The organism is Phenylobacterium sp. VNQ135 (genome assembly GCF_049445735.1).
In the GTDB taxonomy this organism is placed as follows: domain Bacteria; phylum Pseudomonadota; class Alphaproteobacteria; order Caulobacterales; family Caulobacteraceae; genus Phenylobacterium.
In genome coordinates, this window is sequence record NZ_JBMSDS010000005.1 from 137,940 (window position 1) to 154,054 (window position 16,115).

General features: G+C 67.7%; 17 protein-coding genes and 1 tRNA gene. 13 read left to right on the forward strand and 5 right to left on the reverse strand.

Annotation, left to right across the window (positions count from 1 at the left end; all coding sequences use genetic code 11):
* Positions 1–154 precede the first annotated feature (154 nt).
* The 7 genes from ACO2Q0_RS18335 to ACO2Q0_RS18365 all read left to right on the forward strand — a co-directional run bounded on the left by ACO2Q0_RS18335 (position 155) and on the right by ACO2Q0_RS18365 (position 7,146).
* Positions 155–862: a Crp/Fnr family transcriptional regulator gene (locus tag ACO2Q0_RS18335; protein WP_423352977.1), complete on the forward strand. Its 708-nt coding sequence runs from the start codon at positions 155–157 to the stop codon at positions 860–862.
* A gap of 106 nt (positions 863–968) precedes the next feature.
* Complete coding sequence (locus tag ACO2Q0_RS18340; RefSeq protein ID WP_423352978.1) at positions 969–3,098, forward strand: M13 family metallopeptidase; 2,130 nt, start codon at positions 969–971, stop codon at positions 3,096–3,098.
* Positions 3,099–3,199: 101 nt separating this feature from the next.
* Positions 3,200–3,685, forward strand: a complete 486-nt coding sequence (locus tag ACO2Q0_RS18345) for a hypothetical protein (protein WP_423352979.1) — start codon at positions 3,200–3,202, stop codon at positions 3,683–3,685.
* Positions 3,682–5,055 (forward strand): hypothetical protein, encoded by a 1,374-nt coding sequence (locus ACO2Q0_RS18350; protein ID WP_423352980.1) that lies wholly within the window; start codon positions 3,682–3,684, stop codon positions 5,053–5,055. Before ACO2Q0_RS18345 ends, ACO2Q0_RS18350 begins: the two co-directional genes overlap by 4 nt.
* The gene (locus tag ACO2Q0_RS18355; protein WP_423352981.1) at positions 5,052–6,023 is read left to right on the forward strand and encodes a glycosyltransferase family 2 protein; all 972 of its coding nucleotides are present in this window, start codon (positions 5,052–5,054) and stop codon (positions 6,021–6,023) included. Before ACO2Q0_RS18350 ends, ACO2Q0_RS18355 begins: the two co-directional genes overlap by 4 nt.
* Entirely contained in the window at positions 6,023–6,754 is a 732-nt protein-coding gene (locus tag ACO2Q0_RS18360; protein WP_423352982.1) for a class I SAM-dependent methyltransferase, read from the forward strand. The genes ACO2Q0_RS18355 and ACO2Q0_RS18360 overlap by 1 nt, the downstream gene beginning before the upstream one ends.
* Positions 6,751–7,146, forward strand: coding sequence for a GtrA family protein (locus tag ACO2Q0_RS18365; RefSeq protein WP_423352983.1), 396 nt, complete (start codon positions 6,751–6,753; stop codon positions 7,144–7,146). Before ACO2Q0_RS18360 ends, ACO2Q0_RS18365 begins: the two co-directional genes overlap by 4 nt.
* Here ACO2Q0_RS18365 and ACO2Q0_RS18370 read toward each other — a convergent pair.
* Positions 7,131–7,949, reverse strand: coding sequence for a TIGR00730 family Rossman fold protein (locus tag ACO2Q0_RS18370; RefSeq protein WP_423352984.1), 819 nt, complete (start codon positions 7,947–7,949; stop codon positions 7,131–7,133). The genes ACO2Q0_RS18365 and ACO2Q0_RS18370 overlap by 16 nt on opposite strands.
* Before the next feature lie 65 nt (positions 7,950–8,014).
* Here ACO2Q0_RS18370 and ACO2Q0_RS18375 point away from each other — a divergent pair, with 65 nt between their 5' ends.
* Positions 8,015–8,566, forward strand: a complete 552-nt coding sequence (locus ACO2Q0_RS18375) for a hypothetical protein (protein WP_423352985.1) — start codon at positions 8,015–8,017, stop codon at positions 8,564–8,566.
* A 100-nt stretch (positions 8,567–8,666) separates the two neighbouring features.
* A complete protein-coding gene (locus ACO2Q0_RS18380; RefSeq protein WP_423352986.1) occupies positions 8,667–9,629 on the forward strand; it encodes an SDR family NAD(P)-dependent oxidoreductase in 963 nt (320 codons plus the stop codon).
* Positions 9,630–9,636: 7 nt separating this feature from the next.
* Here the strand turns inward: ACO2Q0_RS18380 and ACO2Q0_RS18385 are convergent.
* Positions 9,637–9,774, reverse strand: a tRNA-Leu gene (locus ACO2Q0_RS18385).
* Positions 9,775–9,890: 116 nt separating this feature from the next.
* Here ACO2Q0_RS18385 and ACO2Q0_RS18390 point away from each other — a divergent pair.
* From ACO2Q0_RS18390 to ACO2Q0_RS18405, 4 genes are all read left to right on the forward strand, one after another.
* The gene (locus tag ACO2Q0_RS18390) at positions 9,891–10,214 is read left to right on the forward strand and encodes an excalibur calcium-binding domain-containing protein (RefSeq protein ID WP_423352987.1); all 324 of its coding nucleotides are present in this window, start codon (positions 9,891–9,893) and stop codon (positions 10,212–10,214) included.
* The gene (locus ACO2Q0_RS18395) at positions 10,211–10,588 is read left to right on the forward strand and encodes a hypothetical protein (RefSeq protein ID WP_423352988.1); all 378 of its coding nucleotides are present in this window, start codon (positions 10,211–10,213) and stop codon (positions 10,586–10,588) included. The genes ACO2Q0_RS18390 and ACO2Q0_RS18395 overlap by 4 nt, the downstream gene beginning before the upstream one ends.
* 73 nt (positions 10,589–10,661) lie before the next feature.
* Complete coding sequence (locus tag ACO2Q0_RS18400) at positions 10,662–11,228, forward strand: hypothetical protein (RefSeq protein ID WP_423352989.1); 567 nt, start codon at positions 10,662–10,664, stop codon at positions 11,226–11,228.
* Positions 11,229–11,365: 137 nt separating this feature from the next.
* The gene (locus ACO2Q0_RS18405; RefSeq protein ID WP_423352990.1) at positions 11,366–13,600 is read left to right on the forward strand and encodes a KAP family P-loop NTPase fold protein; all 2,235 of its coding nucleotides are present in this window, start codon (positions 11,366–11,368) and stop codon (positions 13,598–13,600) included.
* Between the two features lie 15 nt (positions 13,601–13,615).
* Here the strand turns inward: ACO2Q0_RS18405 and ACO2Q0_RS18410 are convergent, their stop codons facing one another.
* The 3 genes from ACO2Q0_RS18410 to ACO2Q0_RS18420 all read right to left on the reverse strand — a co-directional run bounded on the left by ACO2Q0_RS18410 (position 13,616) and on the right by ACO2Q0_RS18420 (position 16,059).
* The gene (locus tag ACO2Q0_RS18410) at positions 13,616–14,701 is read right to left on the reverse strand and encodes a glycosyltransferase family 2 protein (RefSeq protein WP_423352991.1); all 1,086 of its coding nucleotides are present in this window, start codon (positions 14,699–14,701) and stop codon (positions 13,616–13,618) included.
* Positions 14,702–14,711: 10 nt separating this feature from the next.
* Complete coding sequence (locus ACO2Q0_RS18415; RefSeq protein ID WP_423352992.1) at positions 14,712–15,080, reverse strand: GNAT family N-acetyltransferase; 369 nt, start codon at positions 15,078–15,080, stop codon at positions 14,712–14,714.
* A 79-nt stretch (positions 15,081–15,159) separates the two neighbouring features.
* Positions 15,160–16,059 carry a hypothetical protein gene (locus ACO2Q0_RS18420; RefSeq protein ID WP_423352993.1) on the reverse strand — a complete coding sequence of 300 codons (900 nt, stop codon included), beginning with the start codon at positions 16,057–16,059 and terminating at the stop codon, positions 15,160–15,162.
* Positions 16,060–16,115: the final 56 nt, after the last annotated feature.

Sequence of the window (16,115 nt, forward strand, 5' to 3'; positions counted from 1 at the left end):
AGAGCACTCTGGACGTCGCGTCGCCGTCACGACCCGCCAGTATTTTATGTGTTTTCCACCCTGACTTGCGAAGAGTGTCGAGTTCACGACAGTCTTTGTCGAATGGCCTCGATAACTTGAAACCCGTGCCGCACGGCCGCGTTTCAAGTCCCCGATGCAGAGGCCCGTCCCCGCTTTGCAGAATAGCCTGCTGGAAGCGCTGCCAGTTTCCGACTACGCGCTGATCGCTCCGCACCTGGCTCAGGTCGAGCTCGAGCGCGGCCGGCTGCTTTACGATCCCGGCGATCTGATCGACGCCGTCTACTTCCCCCATGACGGCGTCATTTCGCTGATGACCCTGATGGAGAACGGCACGGCGATCGAGAGCGCCACCATCGGTCCCGAGGGCGCCCTGGGCCTGATGGCGGCGGTCGCGCCCCGCCAGTCGCTGAGCCGCGCCATCGTCCAGACGCCCCTCAAGGCCGCCAGGATCAGCGCCGAACGGCTGCATGAGGCCTGGGAGAAGAGCGCCAAGCTGCGCGACCTGGTCGACCGCCACACCGAGGCGCTGTTCGGCCACGCTATCCAGTCGGTGGCGTGCAACGCCCTGCATTCGGTCGAGGCCCGCTTCTGCCGCTGGCTGCTCACCTGCCACGATCGCATCTCGGCCGACACCGTGGCCCTGACCCAGGAATTCCTGGCCGACATGCTGGGCGTGCAGCGCACGACGGTGACGGCGGTGGCCCGGCAGCTCCAGGAGAAGGGGCTGATCCGCTATCGGCGCGGCGTGGTGGACATCATCGACCGCGCGGGCCTCGAGGGCCAGGCCTGCGAGTGCTACGGGGTCATCCGGCGCACCTACCGACGCCTGCTGCCGCGGTAACGGCGCTCCGCCGGAATCGATTGCACGGGGCGGAAATTCCCTTTTCTCTGCGCGGCTTGGGAGGTTCCCGCCGGGAACCCGGGGCAATGTTCCGAGAGAAGGCCTGATGACCCGCTTCACGCGCAAATTCCTGCTGTCCGCCGCCGCCACGACCGCCCTGGCCTGCGCCGCCGCCGCCCAGGCCGGCGAGGGCCATGAGCACGCCTGCGCCGACCAGGCCTGCGAGACCGCGCTGCTGTTCGCCGATACGCCCGCCGCCTCCGGCGCCGCGACCTCGCTGGAGAGCCCGAAGTACGGGACCTGGGGCTTCGATCTCTCGGGCATGGATCGCTCGGTGAAGCCGGGCGACGACTTCTTCAAGTTCGCCAACGGCGCCTGGGACAAGACGACCGAGATCCCGTCGGACCGCGTGCGCTGGGGCAACTTCAACAAGCTGCGCGAGCTGTCGGACGCCCGCCTGCACGCCATCCTGGAGGACGCCAAGGCCGGCAAGCTGAAGGACTCCGACGCCGCCAAGATCGCGGCCGGATACGCCGCCTACATGGACGAGGGCCTGGCCGAGAAGCTGGACGCCAAGCCGATCGCCCCCGAGCTCGCCCAGATCCGCAAGGTGAAGACAAAGGACGAGTTCACCGCCCTGATGGGCCGCGCCAACACCACCGGCTTCGCCTCGATCCTGCCGGTGTTCATCTCGATCGACGCCAAGGCGCCCACCAAGTACGCGGTGATGGCCGGCACCGGCGGCCTGGGCCTGCCGGACCGCGACTACTACCTGCAGGCGGGCTTCGCCGAGAAGAAGGCCAAGTACCAGGCCTATGTGCAGCAGATGCTGACCATGATCGGCTGGGAGAAGCCGGCCGAGAACGCCAAGGCCATCGTCGACTTCGAGACGCGACTGGCCGAGGCCTCCTGGAGCAGGGTGGAGCGGCGCGACCGCGACAAGACCTACAATCCCATGAGCCCGGCCGAGCTCGGCGGCTATACGCCCGGCTTCGACTGGAACCGCTACCTGGCCGCCACGGAGCTGCCAAAGGTCGACCGGATCGTGGTGACCACCAACACCGCCTTCCCGAAGTTCGCCAAGGTCTATGGCGAGACGCCGCTGGAGACGCTGAAGGCCTGGCAGGCCTTCCACGTGGCCGACGGCGCGGCGCCCCTGCTGTCGAAGCGGTTCGTCGACGCCAGCTTCCAGTTCCGCAACAAGGAGCTGGCCGGCCAGCCCGAGCAGCAGGCCCGCTGGAAGCGCGCCGCCCAGTTCATGGACGGCGCGATCGGCGAGTCGATCGGCCGGGTCTATGTGGCGCGCTACTTCACGCCCGAGGCCAAGGCCAAGATGGACGATCTGGTGGCCAACATCCGCACGGCGATGCGCGAGCGCATCGAGAAGCTGGAGTGGATGGGGCCTGAGACCAAGGCCCAGGCCCAGGACAAGCTCGCCAAGTTCACCGTCAAGATCGGCTATCCGGTGATGTGGCGCGACTACGCCAAGCTGGAGCTGAAGCCGAACGACCTCTACGGCAATGCGCTGCGCGCCGGCGCCTTCCAGTGGCGGCGGAACGTGGCGCGCCTGGACCAGGCGGTCGACAAGCGCGAGTGGGGCATGACGCCCCAGACGGTCAACGCCTACTACAACTTCGCCAACAACGAGATTGTCTTCCCGGCGGCGATCCTGCAGCCGCCGTTCTTCGATCCCGACGCCGACCCGGCGATCAACTACGGCGGCATCGGCGGCGTGATCGGCCACGAGATCAGCCACGGCTTCGACGACCAGGGCCGCAAGTCGGACGGCGACGGCGTGCTGCGCGACTGGTGGACGGCCGAGGACGCGGCGAAGTTCAAGGTCCAGGCCGACCGGCTGGGCGCCCAGTATTCGTCGTTCGAGCCCCTGCCCGGCGCGAAGGTGCAGGGCGGCCTGACCATGGGCGAGAACATCGGCGACATGGGCGGGCTCTCGCTCGGCCTCGACGCCTACCACGCCTCGCTGAAGGGCCGGCCGGCGCCGGTGATCGACGGCCTGACGGGCGACCAGCGCGTGTTCCTCGGCTGGGCGCAGGTGTGGCGCGAGAAGATCCGCGACGAGGCGCTCCGCCAGCAGGTGGTCACCGACCCGCACTCGCCCGCCTATTACCGGGTCAACGGCACGATCCGGAACATCCCCGGCTGGTACGAAGCCTGGGACGTGAAGGCCGGCGACAAGCTGTACGTGGCGCCGGAACAGCGCGTTCGCATCTGGTGATCCCGCGGGCGGGGGCGTTCGTCGATCGGCCGCTCCCGCCGCGTTGATGCCGCCGCCCGTTCCCGGTTAAGTGGCGGCCTTCGAAAGCGAGGGACGGACGGATGCGGGCGTGGCCGAACGCCGGAGGCTGGAGCATGGCGGCGGCGCTCGCGCTGTCCGCCTGCGACCATCCCGCCTGGGTGACCGGACCCCGCCCAGAGCCGCCCGCCTGGGCCGCGGCGCTGATCGGCCGCCCGCTCGACTCGGCCTTCACCCGCGCGCCGGCCGAGGCCTGTCTCGGCAATGTGGACGAAGTGGACACGCGCTACCCCGGCGAGCGTCCGGGCGCCCGCCTGCGGGGATGGGGCTGGGACAGGACGGCGAAGGCGGCGATCGCACGGGTGCTGGTCGTCGGCCCGGATGGGAAGATCGCCGGGGCCGGGGAAACCGGCTCGAGCCGGCCCGACGTGCGCACGGCGCTGCCGGAAGTCACCTCCGAGACCACGGGATGGTGGGCGCTCGCCCTGCGGGCTGACGGCGACGTCCAGGTCTGGGGCGTGCTGGGCGACGGCGCGCGGGTCTGCGCCCTGGGAGGGATGAAGCTTTGAACGCGGGACCTACGCCGGCGGCGGCGCCGGGACGGCCCATGTGGCTGGTCTGCCTGGCCTATGCCGCGGCGGGCGCCCTGGTCATCTGCTGGCCGGCGTGGCCCGGCCAGATGACGTACGACCCGCTCTATGCCCTGGAGCGCTCGTTCCTCGGCATCGAGCACATGACGTGGCCGCCGATGCACACCTATCTCTTCTGGCTGAGCCGGAAGGCGGGCCTGGGCGCCGGAGGACTGTTCGCGGCCCAGACCTTCCTGCTGTTCCTGGGCGCCGGCCTTTCGGCGACCTTGCTGGTGCGCCACAGGCTGTGGGCGCTGGCCGCGATGGCGGCCTTCGCGCTGGCGTTCATCGCCGTCCCGCCCCTGCTGGGCGTGGCGCTGTCGCAGTGGCGGGACGTCACCGTGGCGAGCTTCGCGGTCATGAGCCTGGCGTTCTGGCTGCTGGCCGCCCAGCGACGTCAGGCGTGGCTGCTGGCGCTGGCGGCCCTGATGCTCGGGGTGAGCGTCTCGCTTCGCTACAACGCGTTCCCGCTGTTCGCGCTGATGGCGCCGCTGATGGCCTGGCGTCCGTTCCTGGAGGCGAGGCCCGCGCCCGGGTTGCGCGCCTTCGCGGTTGCGGTCCTGGCCGTCTCGATCGGGCTCGCCTGGGCCTCGTGGCAGTGGCGTTTGCCGGACTTCAAGCGCATGCCGTCCGCGGTGACGAGCGCCCAGATCCAGCTGTTCGACCTGATGGGAGTCTCGGCGTGCGAGGGGCGGAACTTCCTTCCTCCCGCGGTCAGCGGCGGCCGGCCGATGACGCCGGCCCAGGTGCGCGCCGCCTACGATCCGCGCCACGTCCAGCTGTCGTACGGACCGCGGTCCGACCGGCCGGAAATCCTGCCGACGGACGGCGGCGGGGCCGTCCAGAAGGCCTGGCGCGAGACGATCCCGCACCACCTCGGGTGCTATCTCGACCATCGCCGGGTGGTGGCGATGGAGCAGCTGGGCCTGGCCAAGCGAGGCGTCTTCTATCCCGCGCACGGCCGCATCGACGACAACCGGATGGGCGTGACCCTGGCGCACCCGCGGCTGTCGGACATCGCCACCGCCTATGTGAACCGCAATGCCGGCGATCTGTGGCGGCGTCCGGCCTGGCTCTACCTCTCCGCCCTGCTCGTGACGGGCCTGCTGGCGTGGCGGCGCGATCCGCGGACCGGACTGATGCTGGCGCTGACGGCGGGCGCCTGGGCCAACGTGGCCCTGCTGTTCCTCATCGGCCCCGCGGCCGACGCACGCTACATCTTCCCGTCGAACGTATTCTGCGCCTTCGTCATCGCCGCCGGGGCGGCGATGCTGATCGAAGGGCCCGGCGAGCGGAGGACGCGCCGATGACCGCCCGGACCCGCCGGGGCCGCACGCTTTCCTTCGTCGTGCCGATGCACAACGAGGCCGAGGGGCTGTCGCTGCTCTTCGACCGGCTGGACGCCGCCACAGCAGCGTTGGAGGTTGACCTGGAGATCGTCTGCGTCGACGACGGCAGCCGCGATTCCACCCTGGCCGACCTGCGCGCCCGGGCGGCGGCCGACCGCCGCGTCCGCGTCGTCGCCCTGTCGCGCAACTTCGGCAAGGAGGCGGCCCTGACCGCCGGCCTCGAGGCTGCGACCGGCGACATGGTCGTGCCCCTGGACGCCGACCTGCAGGACCCGCCCGAGCTGGTGACCGAGTTCCTGACCCTTTGGGAACAGGGCTACGACGTCGTCTATGGCGTCCGCACCGACCGCTCGAGCGACACCTTCGCCAAGCGCCAGACGGCCTCCCTGTTCTACCGGCTGTTCAACGGGCTCTCCGACTATCCCATCCCGGACAGCGCCGGCGACTTCCGCCTGATGGACCGCGCGGTGGTGGATGCGCTGAGGCAGTTGCCGGAGCGCAACCGCTTCATGAAGGGCCTGTTCTCGTGGGTCGGCTTCAAACAGGCCGGCGTGCCATACGCGCGGCCGGCGCGGGCGGCGGGGACCAGCGCCTGGAGCTATCGCAAGCTGTTCCGGTTCGCCATCGACGGGCTGACCGCCTTCACCACCGCCCCGCTGCGGGTCTGGACCGGCGTCGGCGTCGTCGCCGCGCTCGTGGCGGCGGCCGCGGCCGTGGTGCTGATCGTGCGGGTGCTGGTCGTCGGCCGCGACGTGCCGGGCTACGCCTCGCTGATGGTGGTGATCCTGTTCGCCTTCGCCCTGCAGATGATCGCGCTGGGCATCCTCGGCGAGTACGTCGGGCGGATGTACCAGGAGGTGAAGCAGCGGCCGACCTATCTGGTCCGCGAGCGGATCGGGTTCGCGGACGCGCCGGGGGATCGGGCCTAGTGGAACGCGCCATCTACGACCGCCTGCGCGAGATCGAGCAGGACCACTGGTGGTTCACCGGACGCCGCGCGGTGCTGACCGCCGAGCTCGCCCGGCTGCGATTGCCGAACGCCGCCCGCCTGCTGGAGGTGGGCTGCGGCGCCGGGGGCAACCTCGCCATGCTGAAGGCCTTCGGCGAGGTCTGCGCCGTCGAGCCCGACGGGCCGTCGCGCGAGTACGCCGCCGCGCGCGGGCTGGCGGATGTACGGGAAGGCTGGCTGCCGGCCGGCATTCCGGACTTCGGCGGGCCCTTCGACCTCGCCTGCGCCTTCGACGTGGTGGAGCATGTGGACGACGACGCCGGAGCGGTGGCGGCGATGGCGGCGCAGCTGAAGCCGGGCGGCAAGCTGATCGTCACCGTGCCGGCCTACGCCTGGATGTGGAGCGCCCACGACGCAGCCCACCACCACAAGCGCCGCTACGTCCGCGGCGAGGTGCGCCGGCTGATCGACCGGGCGGGACTGAACGTCCGCCGGATCACCCACTTCAACACCCTGCTCTTCCCGCCGATCGCCGCCATCCGCCTGGCCAAGGCGGCGCTGAAGCAGGAGGGCGGAGACGACGAGGCCCTGCCCTCGCCGCCCGTGAACCGGCTGCTGGGCGGCCTGCTCGGCGCCGAGCGCGGCCTGCTGGCCGTCACCGACCTGCCGTTCGGCGTCTCGATCCTGGCGGTCGCCGAGAAGCCGGCGTGAGGCCCATCGTGCGGCAGGCGGCGGTGTTCGCCGCCGTCGGCGCCGCCGCCACCGGGACGCACGTGGCCGCGGCGCTCGCGTTCCGGCATCTCGCGGGCCTGGATCCGCTGACCGCCAACCTGCTGGCCTATCTCTGCGCCGTGGGCGTGTCCTACCTGGGCAACGCCCGGCTGACCTTCGGCCGGCCCGCGCTGCACGGCGGCCAGTTCCTGCGGTTCCTCGTGGTCTCCCTGTTCGGTCTGGGCGTCACCCAGGGGCTCACGTGGCTGCTGGTGGAACAGGCGGGCTGGCCGTTCGCCGCGGGCCTGGCCGTGGTGGCGGTGGTGACGCCGGCGGCGACGTTCACCGCCTCCAAGCTTTGGGCGTTCGCGACGCCCTACTCCAGCCGCTGATCGCGCGCGGCCTTCCAGGCGCCACGCTCGCCGTAGGGCTTCAGTCCGCCCTTCAGCAGGCAGTCCCACACGCCCTCGGCCGTCTCGGCGAACTGGAAGAGCTCCAGGTCGCCGGCCGCGACCATGCCGCATTCCACCAGGGCCTCGAAGTTGACGATCTTGCGCCAGTAGCTCTCGTCGAACAGCACGATGGGGATCGGCGGGGCCTTGTTCGTCTGGCGCAGCGTCAGGATCTCGAACAGCTCGTCGAAGGTGCCGAAGCCGCCGGGGAAGACCACCAGGGCGTTGGCGCGCATGGCCAGGTGCATCTTGCGCATGGCGAAGTAGTGGAAGCGGAAGGTCAGTGCGGGCGTCGAGAAGGCGTTCGGCTCCTGCTCGTGCGGCAGGGTGATGTTGAGGCCGATGGAGGGCGCGCCGACGTCGGCCGCCCCGCGATTGGCCGCCTCCATGATGCCGGGCCCGCCCCCGGTGCAGATGACGTTGTTCCGCTCGGTCCCGCCGTCGAGGTAGGCGCCGCCCCGTTGCGAGGCCAGCGCGCCGAACTCCCGGGCGGCGGCGTACCAGCGGGGATGCGGATCGGGGCCGTCCTCGCGGATACGGGCGCTGCCGAACACCACGATCGTCGAGGTGACGCCCCAGCTGCGCATCGCCTCGTCGGCCTTGGCGAACTCCAGGAGGAAGCGCACGCCGCGCATGGAGGAGCCCAGCAGGAAATCCTGGTCGAGGGCCGCCAGGCGGTAGGTGGGCGAGGCCATCTGGGCGGCGTTGGGGCGCGGATCTTTCGGCGGTGCGTCGTCGGTCATGACGCGGAAGGTGGCAGGCGGAAGGCTCCGCGTCGACGCCGGAGCGACTTGCGCGTTCCGCTCGCATGCGCGTGTTCCTGGACTTCGAAGCCTCATCCCTCGCCGACGGCGGCTTCCCGATCGAGGTCGCCTGGGTGTTCGAGAACGGCCGCTCCGAAACCCACCTGATACGGCCGGCGGAGGCCTGGACGGTTTGGGACGCCGAGGCCGAGGCGATCCACCGGATCTCACGCGACCAGCTTGCCGAGGAAGGCGCCGATCACCGGGACGTCGCCGCCCGGATGCTGGACCAGCTCAGCGGCCACGCGCTCTATGTCACCGCGCCCTCGTGGGACGGCCAGTGGCTGAGCCTGCTGCTGCGGACCGCCGGCCTGCCCCGGCATGCGCTGCGGCTGCGCGACGCCGACGAGGCGCACCGGGAGGCGGCGCTCAACGTGCTCAAGGTGATGGGCGCCCGCGACGACGCGACGGCGATGGCCGACAAGCTGATCGACGAGGCCCGGTGGAACGTCCTGCCGGAGACGCCCGCGCACCGCGCCCTGGGCGACGCCGAGGCCGAGCGGCAGGTCTGCCTGGAGGTTCAGCGCCTGGCCCGCGAGACGGTGAGAGGCGGCTGAGGCCGGGGCAGCGCGAGGCGATTGCTCTCGCCCGCCGTTACTGACATTCTGTCAGCACCTCCCGCGCCCCCGGCGCGCCCCAACCAACCCTGGAACCGCCATGAAGGACTTCACCGGTAAGCTCGCCGTCATCACGGGCGGCGGCGACGGCATGGGCCGCGAGCTCGCGCGGCAACTGGCGGCGCAGGGCTGCAGCGTCGCGATCTGCGACGTCTCGCGCCCGGCGATGGCCGAAACCCTGGCGCTCATCGAGGCGGACGGGCCGCCCCAGGGCGTCCGCGCCACGGCGCACAGGGTCGATGTCTCGGACGAGGCCGAGCTGGTGCGGTTCCGCGACGAGGTGGCGGCGCAGCACGACACCGATCGCCTCCACCTGCTGTTCAACAATGCGGGCATCGGGGCCGGCGGCAGCCTGTTCACCGACAGCCGCGAGGCCTGGGACCGGACCTTCAACGTCTGCTGGGGCGGGGTCTACCTGGGCGTCCGCACCTTCCTGCCGATGCTGCAGGCGGCGGACGAGGCGCACATCGTGAACACCTCCAGCATCAACGGCGTGTGGGGCAGCCTGGGGCCTAACGTTCCCCACACCGCCTATGTCGCGGCCAAGTTCGCCGTGCGCGGCTTCACCGAAGCGCTGATCACCGACCTCAGGGTCAACGCCCCCCACATCCGGTGCTCGGTGGCGATGCCCGGCCATGTGGGCACCCCCATCATGGGCAACACCCGCAAGGTGCTGAGCGGCCGCGAGGATGCGACCCCGGATCTGGCCACGGCGCGGGCCCGTGTCGCCCGGATGGGCCGCGACCCGGACCAGTTCACGCACGAGGAGCTGCTGGCCATGATCGCCGAGCAGCAGCGCCGTTTCGTGGAGGACGCGCCGACCAGCGCGGCCGAGGCGGCCGCCCTCATCCTCGAGGGCGTCAAGGCCGAGCGCTGGCGGATCCTGGTGGGGGAGGACGCGCACGGTATCGACCGTCTGGTCCGGGAGGATCCGGAAGCGGCCTACGACCCGTCGTTCTTCGAGAAGCTGAGGCAGGTCACCGGCTGGCGGCTCGGCCGCTAGACGGCGCTGGTGCGGGCGGTCGGGCTCGAACCGACACTCCTTGCGGAACCGGATTTTGAGTCCGGCGCACCTGAGATAAAGTCTTGAAAAGTATAATGGTTCGTCGCGTCGGCGTCCAGGTGTGTAACCAACTGTGTAAGCTCGCCGCTCAAGCGAGAAGGCTGGGGGGGTCCGTACAGCGCCAGGAGCGGACATTCGAGGAGGTGCCGAAAGCGGACACTCCCCAGTCCCGTGCCCCTTGAAGCTTGACCGTTGAGCGCCTTGGCCATCACCCTGCTGGCAAAGGGGCGCGCCATGGCTTCTCCCGGCTGGCGACTTGTTGCGATCTGCTCGATTTTTGTGTCGCCCGCGGCCGCGCATCCTGGCGGCCTCAACGCTGATGGCTGTCACAACAACCGAAAGACAGGCGACTACCACTGCCATCGACCCGCCGCCCCGCGACTGGTTCAGCGGCTGTCCAGTGATGGCGTCTACTATCCAAATTGCGCGGCGGCTCGCGCGGCCGGTGCTGCGCCTGTCCGCCGCGGCGACCCTGGCTACGGGTCTCACCTCGATCGCGACGGCGACGGTAAGGGTTGCGAGTGAGCGAGCAATCTTCCGGCTGCGTGACTGCACTTGTGGTGGTTGGCGCACTGTGGGGCTTGTCGCAGTGCATCGGCAACACAAGCAACGAGCCCGGCGAAAGCTATTCTTCAGCCCAAGCAGTGGACGCGGCCAGCGACGCCGCAGCCGACGCGGTGGCAGGCTCGACCTACAGCGACCAAGGCATGCCCTACGGGTGTACGGACGACTGTTCGGGCCACGGTGCTGGATATGAGTGGGCTCAGGAGAACGACATCACTGATCCAGCAGACTGTAACGGCAACAGCGACTCCTTCGTCGAGGGATGCGAGGCTTTTGCCGAAGCTTACCAGGCTGCCTACGACGACGCGCTGGAAGACGGCGAAGATGAAGAGTGACCTAGCATCTGCCGCTCCAAAGGCCGGCGTACAAAGCCGGGCTGCGTGCGTACGTGCGACTGTAGTTCTAGCATTGTGGGGCGGTCTGTTCTTCGGGGCGGCCCTGCTCGCGCCCACACCCGCCGCGGCCGCCGCTTGCTATGAGGTGACGATCACTAAGCCTTCGCCGTTCAAGGGAAACAATGGCGAGATTGTTCAGCTTAGTGACGGCTCAGTATGGGAGGTGAAATACGAGTATGAGTACATGTACGAGTACCAGCCCGAGGCGGTGATCTGTCCCGCCTCATCCAAGCTGATCGTCAAAGGCAAGTCCCTCAACGTGGTGCTCGTGAGCCCCGCGCGCTCTGCGCCCTCCACCTCGCCTGCTGCGCCGGCACGACCGGCGAACCTTGTGACGGTTGTGCACGTGGAATCCGGGTGTGACTATTTCATCGCCGACGGGCCCCAGGGCTATTACCTGCTCGAATGGTATGGCGGTCACTCACCGTCGAAGGGAGATACCATCGCTGGCAAACTGTCGTCTTACGGATTCAAGGAAATCTACTACGTCAACGCGCGGTCAAATGGGCGCGTTTGGGTCGACGACTACCTTCTCTCCAGAGACAGCGTCGCTGAAAAATACAGGGAGAAGTGCGACTAGGCTCTGCCTGTCAGCACTGCGCCAGAAACACACATTCACCTCGGGCCGGAAAGCGGACATCAGGCGCCAGCTTAAGCTAGGGCTACCTCGCGCTTGGCGGACACCAAGGCGTCAATGCGGCAGGTTACAATAGCGCCATGTTAGGTGAGTCGTTTTGGCGATGGCTGCGCGGAGGAGTGGGAGGATCGTCCCCTAGCGAGATCGGCGGACTAGGCGACAAGCCCGTCCAGGTCGAAGGCGAATTACAGTCCGAGCGGCCACTCGAGACCGCGGACGACGACAGGCTAGATCGCGCACCGTTCGCGAGGCGTGTGGCTGGGGTGCTGGCCGATCGACCAGCGGCCGACAGTATCGTCGTGGGGCTATTTGGCCCGTGGGGCGACGGAAAGACGTCCGCCCTTGCCATGATCAAGGAGGCCTTGCGGCCCGATCCCGACGTAGTTGTGGTCGAATACAATCCGTGGTTCTTCAGTGGCGATGCCGAGGCCATCGCCAAGAGTTTCTTCCTTACGATAGGCGACGCCCTGGAGCGCTCCGGGCTCTTCTCGAAGGAGAAGATCGGCGGCCTGCTCGCTACGTACGGCGGCCTCATCCCGAAGGTGGGAGACGCGGCAAAGAGGGTCGGTGAAGCGCTTTCAGTCAGGCAGCTCGCCCAAGTGCGGCATGACGTCGGGCGAATTCTCGGTAAGCACAAGAAGCGCGTCGTCGTCTTCATTGACGACATTGACCGCCTCGACCGCAAGGAAATCCAGACGCTCTTCAAGCTCGTCCGGCTATCGGGCGATTTTCCGTACACCTCGTATGTTCTCGCCTTCGACGACGGTGTGGTCGCGGACGCTCTCAGCGAGGTCTACGGCGAGGGCGACACAGCCGCCGGACGGAGGTTTCTGGAGAAGATTATTCAGGTTCCGCTCCACCTGCCGCCTGCAAATCCCGAAACGCTTCAGCACATGGCATTCTCGGCCTGTGATCGGGCGCTGAACCTCTCCGGCATCAAACTCAATGAGCAGCGCGCGGCGGAGTTTGCAAACCAGTTCGCGTACAGCCTCATGCCGGCGCTCAAAACACCACGGCAAGTAAGGCTGTATGACAACGCGCTCACATTTGCGGTGCCCATTCTTAAGGGAGAGGTGAACGTCGGCGATCAGATGCTTATTGAGGGTGTGCGGATCTTTTATCCGGATCTCTACGCGTTCATCCGCGACCATCCCTCACGTCTTCTCAAAGCGACGGCAGAAGGGCGCGACCGGCCACAGCAGGGTGCCATCCTCCGCGAAGCGCTGGGCGTAGAAGTCTCCGACCCAGAGATCGAGCGGCTGCAGAGGCTCGTTGAGCACCTCTTTCCTCGCACCTCCTCAAGCAGCTACGGCGGCGACTGGGAAGAAACCTGGGCTGGCGAAAAGCGCATCTGCGCCTCCGGCTATTTCCGAAGGTATTTCACCTACGCCATCCCCGCCGGGGACATGGCCGATGCAGCGATTGATGACCTGATTGCCGCAGCCCAGGCCCAAGACGCCGACCGGCTGGGGAAGCTATGGGCCGAGGCGCGGGAAAAGCGAGCCACTAAACTGCTCATTTCGAAACTCCGCCTGCGGGAGGGCGACCTGCCGACGGACGCAATCACCGGGCTAACACTATTGGTGGCCGGGCGGTCGGAGGACATCCCAAGGACGCGCGAGCCGATGTTGGGGGACCACACCTTTCGGCAATGCGCGATCCTGCTCTCGCATCTGCTCGCGCGCGCAGGCGCCGATCAATCACAGCTCCTCGACTTCATCATTTCCTCAAGCCCCAGCATCGGATTTGCCACAGAGGTGCTCGACTGGTGCGCCGTTCGGAGGACACAGCAGGGAGAGCGCCGCGGCTGGCTCGGGGAAGACGACGCTCGCCCCCATTACCAATCGCTTTGGGAGCGTATCCGAGAGGAAGCGGAAAGCTCATCCCTCCTTGAGGTGCTGGGAACGGACTTCGTAAGGGTCCTGATCGGTATCGTTCACGCTGGTTTTGGAGACGAGGTGAAAGCGGAAGTTCGTACCTTCTTGGAAGGCGACCGCGATGGCCTGCGGGCGGATCAACTTCTGGCCGCTTGCACCAGCCAAGCCTACAGCATGGAGACGGGCGCGCCGGTACCGACAGACTTCCAGCGCCACAACTACGACGCCATGGCCTTGATTGCGGATCCGGAGTTTCTCCTGGACCAGCTGCGCGAGCGATATGGTGATCGACTGGAGACTGAGACTTTCCCCTACATCGATGATTTTGCCGAAGCGGAGAGGCCGCTCGCTCGTGCCCAGCAGTTCGCGGGGATCCATCGCGCTGTGCTCGCGCAATCGCTAGAAGCTGCGGCGGGCGAGCACAAAGATGACGCCTAAGCGCTTCACGGTAATTCATCTGAGGGCGCGGGCCGCCTCGTTGGCATGCTGATCCAGGAGCTTGCTAAGCGCTGCCTCGGGTTCGTCGATCATGGCCAGCAGGCGCATCAGCACCGCTCCAGGTCGTTCTACGAGGTCGCTGCGGCTGAAGTTGTGCGGGCCAAAACCCACAGGCGTCATGTCGGGCAGGCTGTCTTCAAGGAGGATTGCTGTCAGCCACGGCAGGATCCAGAAAAGCGCGAGCGTGTGGCCGAGCCGATAGCGGATGGCCGCTTCGTTTGCGTAACTAGAGTCCTCGCCCAAGGCCACCCGAGGCCCGCCAGCCGTGGCCGCCGCCCGCCTCAAACGGGCAACCCAACTCCGCTCCCGAGGGTATCCAGCGGTGCAGAAGTAGAGGACAGGATCCTCAAGGATGCGGCGCGGTGAGGTCAGCGCGCTGGCGCTCTCGACGCGATGGCGCATCGCGCCTGTCAGAGCGCGAGCACGCAGGAACAATCGCGTCGTTTCGGCGTGTAACTCAGACCCGTCCGCAGCGTATTCACGCTGGAGGCCGCCCCAGCGCTCGTAATCAGTGAGGCGATAACCGCACGCCTTGTCGTCAACGAGCGTCTCCTGGACGTCGTCGACTTCATAGGCGCGGATGACCTGATCCACCTTCAGCTCGAGAGCGCGATACGCCAGCAGACGGGGATCGCCCTCGTTCACACGGCCAATCGATCCCTCAAGAAGGACGTTGGCGGCAGCGGCTGAGCGCATGCGGTCGATATAGTCAGGCAGATAGATTGTGTCGGCGTCTCCTTGCAATATCAGCACATCGTCGGTGGCAACGCCCCGCCTGCGCGCCAGGCCGGCCGCGTGCATGACGCCGCGATGCCGGGGCGGAACGAAGCCGCGCCTGCGTTCTCGCACCCGGTGGATGCGACCTCTCCCGAGCGCTACAAGGTCGCCAAGAATGGTCCAGGTGGCGTCCGTCGATCCATTGTCGACGAGAATGAGGTCGGTATCCGCTGGGAGCTGATCCCCACCCCCTGCCAGAGACATCGCTGTTGCTCGGACACGCGCCTCCTCGTTCAGGCAGGGGATGATGAAGGCGACGAGCATCGTCGCCAGCTCAGCGCTGCCGGACCCAGCGCATCAAGCACTGCGATTGGTCGGCGGGGGTGATGTCGTCGTAGCCCGCCGCCGCCGCGGCCCGCTTCGACGCCTCGTTCGATTTTCGCATATGGGCGTAGATGGTGTCGTACTGACTCTCTTCGCTGGCCAGTCGATAGGCGATGGAGCCGATACCCCGCCCCTGGCTTTGCCGATTCAGATAGATTTGGATCGAGGCGTGAGGGCCGATCGGCGGCTCGTCGATCCAGTTGATGTAGATTCGGCCGGCGCGGTTGGTCTCATGAAAAATCGCCCAAGCCTCGCCGCCTGGACCTCCGCCTGTCTCGGGGCCGCCCTTCCCGCGAACGATCCGGACTTGGCCCGCCAAGACCCGCTCTTCCGGCGGAACCGGGACGACGGGTTTAGGCTTGGGTGTGGGGCGGGTCGACGGGCGACGCCGGACCGGCTTAGGCATAGAGCGCCTCAAGTTCTTCACGCAGGGCGCGGTCGGCGGGGTCCCAGAGCTCCGAGGGAAAGAAGCCCGGAGAATAGGCGATAACGGCATCCTCAATGCGGGGCAGGAGCCGGGCATGCCGAAGGGCCTCGGCCACGCTGCGAATTCGTGCGATGACGGCGCCGGCTGGAGGATCCAGTCGCTGGGGTCTTTCGGCCCAGTCTCCGTCGCCATCGAAGCGGTTGTTGAAGTAGTCCATATCGATGTGCAGGAGCACTGGCCCGGTGGCGAGATCTCTCAACCAGTCACCCACGTCCGGGGTGAGCATGTAGCGTCCTGGACCATGGCGATCAGCCGGTACGAGAGTGATCGCAGGTCGCATCGCATCAGGGTCGATCAGGTCATCGCGCTGCAGATGGGGCTGAATTTCGAAGACTGCGGTCGATGGTGCCTTTGGCGGCTGACAGAGATGTCTGACTTCGGCCGCCGGGAAACCGTGTAGCACAGGCGTCAGGAAGCTGCCCATACCGACCGCGCCGCTCTCAAGAGCCCTTCGCACGCTGTCCGGCTTCCCGAACTCGAAAGCGCCGCCGGCGATAGGGTCACGCCAGACGCCGCCGTCGACGAACAGGCGCGGCGACATCAGATCGCGATGATCGTCCACGTGGAGAATGGTCAGGTGCGCATCCGGGCCTGGATTGGACCTCGCCGCCCAATCGGCCCAGCTTACCAGCGTCCACGTGTCGTAGAGCGCGGTCGTGACCCGACCCTGCCGGCGCACGGATTGGACCATCTCGCCGAGCCCGGGCGCCCACCCTCGGAGGTGACCGGCGAGCATCGGATCGACATGCCGCTCAAGCTCGTCCGGCCAGCGAAAGTCCAGCCGCCAGCCACCGTCCTCCGGCGTCGCCACCGCATCACGATCGCAGAAGTAGTCTCTCAGCCGTGCGTGTCGCGCGTGTGGCTCGT

Coding starts and splice junctions, on each gene's coding strand:
- ACO2Q0_RS18405 (WP_423352990.1), top strand. CDS start 11,366: ATGTTAGGTGAGTCGTTTTGGCGATGGCTGCGCGGAGGAGTGGGAGGA.
- ACO2Q0_RS18335 (WP_423352977.1), top strand. CDS start 155: ATGCAGAGGCCCGTCCCCGCTTTGCAGAATAGCCTGCTGGAAGCGCTG.
- ACO2Q0_RS18355 (WP_423352981.1), top strand. CDS start 5,052: ATGACCGCCCGGACCCGCCGGGGCCGCACGCTTTCCTTCGTCGTGCCG.
- ACO2Q0_RS18375 (WP_423352985.1), top strand. CDS start 8,015: ATGCGCGTGTTCCTGGACTTCGAAGCCTCATCCCTCGCCGACGGCGGC.
- ACO2Q0_RS18370 (WP_423352984.1), bottom strand. CDS start 7,949: ATGACCGACGACGCACCGCCGAAAGATCCGCGCCCCAACGCCGCCCAG.
- ACO2Q0_RS18410 (WP_423352991.1), bottom strand. CDS start 14,701: ATGCTCGTCGCCTTCATCATCCCCTGCCTGAACGAGGAGGCGCGTGTC.
- ACO2Q0_RS18345 (WP_423352979.1), top strand. CDS start 3,200: ATGCGGGCGTGGCCGAACGCCGGAGGCTGGAGCATGGCGGCGGCGCTC.
- ACO2Q0_RS18340 (WP_423352978.1), top strand. CDS start 969: ATGACCCGCTTCACGCGCAAATTCCTGCTGTCCGCCGCCGCCACGACC.
- ACO2Q0_RS18380 (WP_423352986.1), top strand. CDS start 8,667: ATGAAGGACTTCACCGGTAAGCTCGCCGTCATCACGGGCGGCGGCGAC.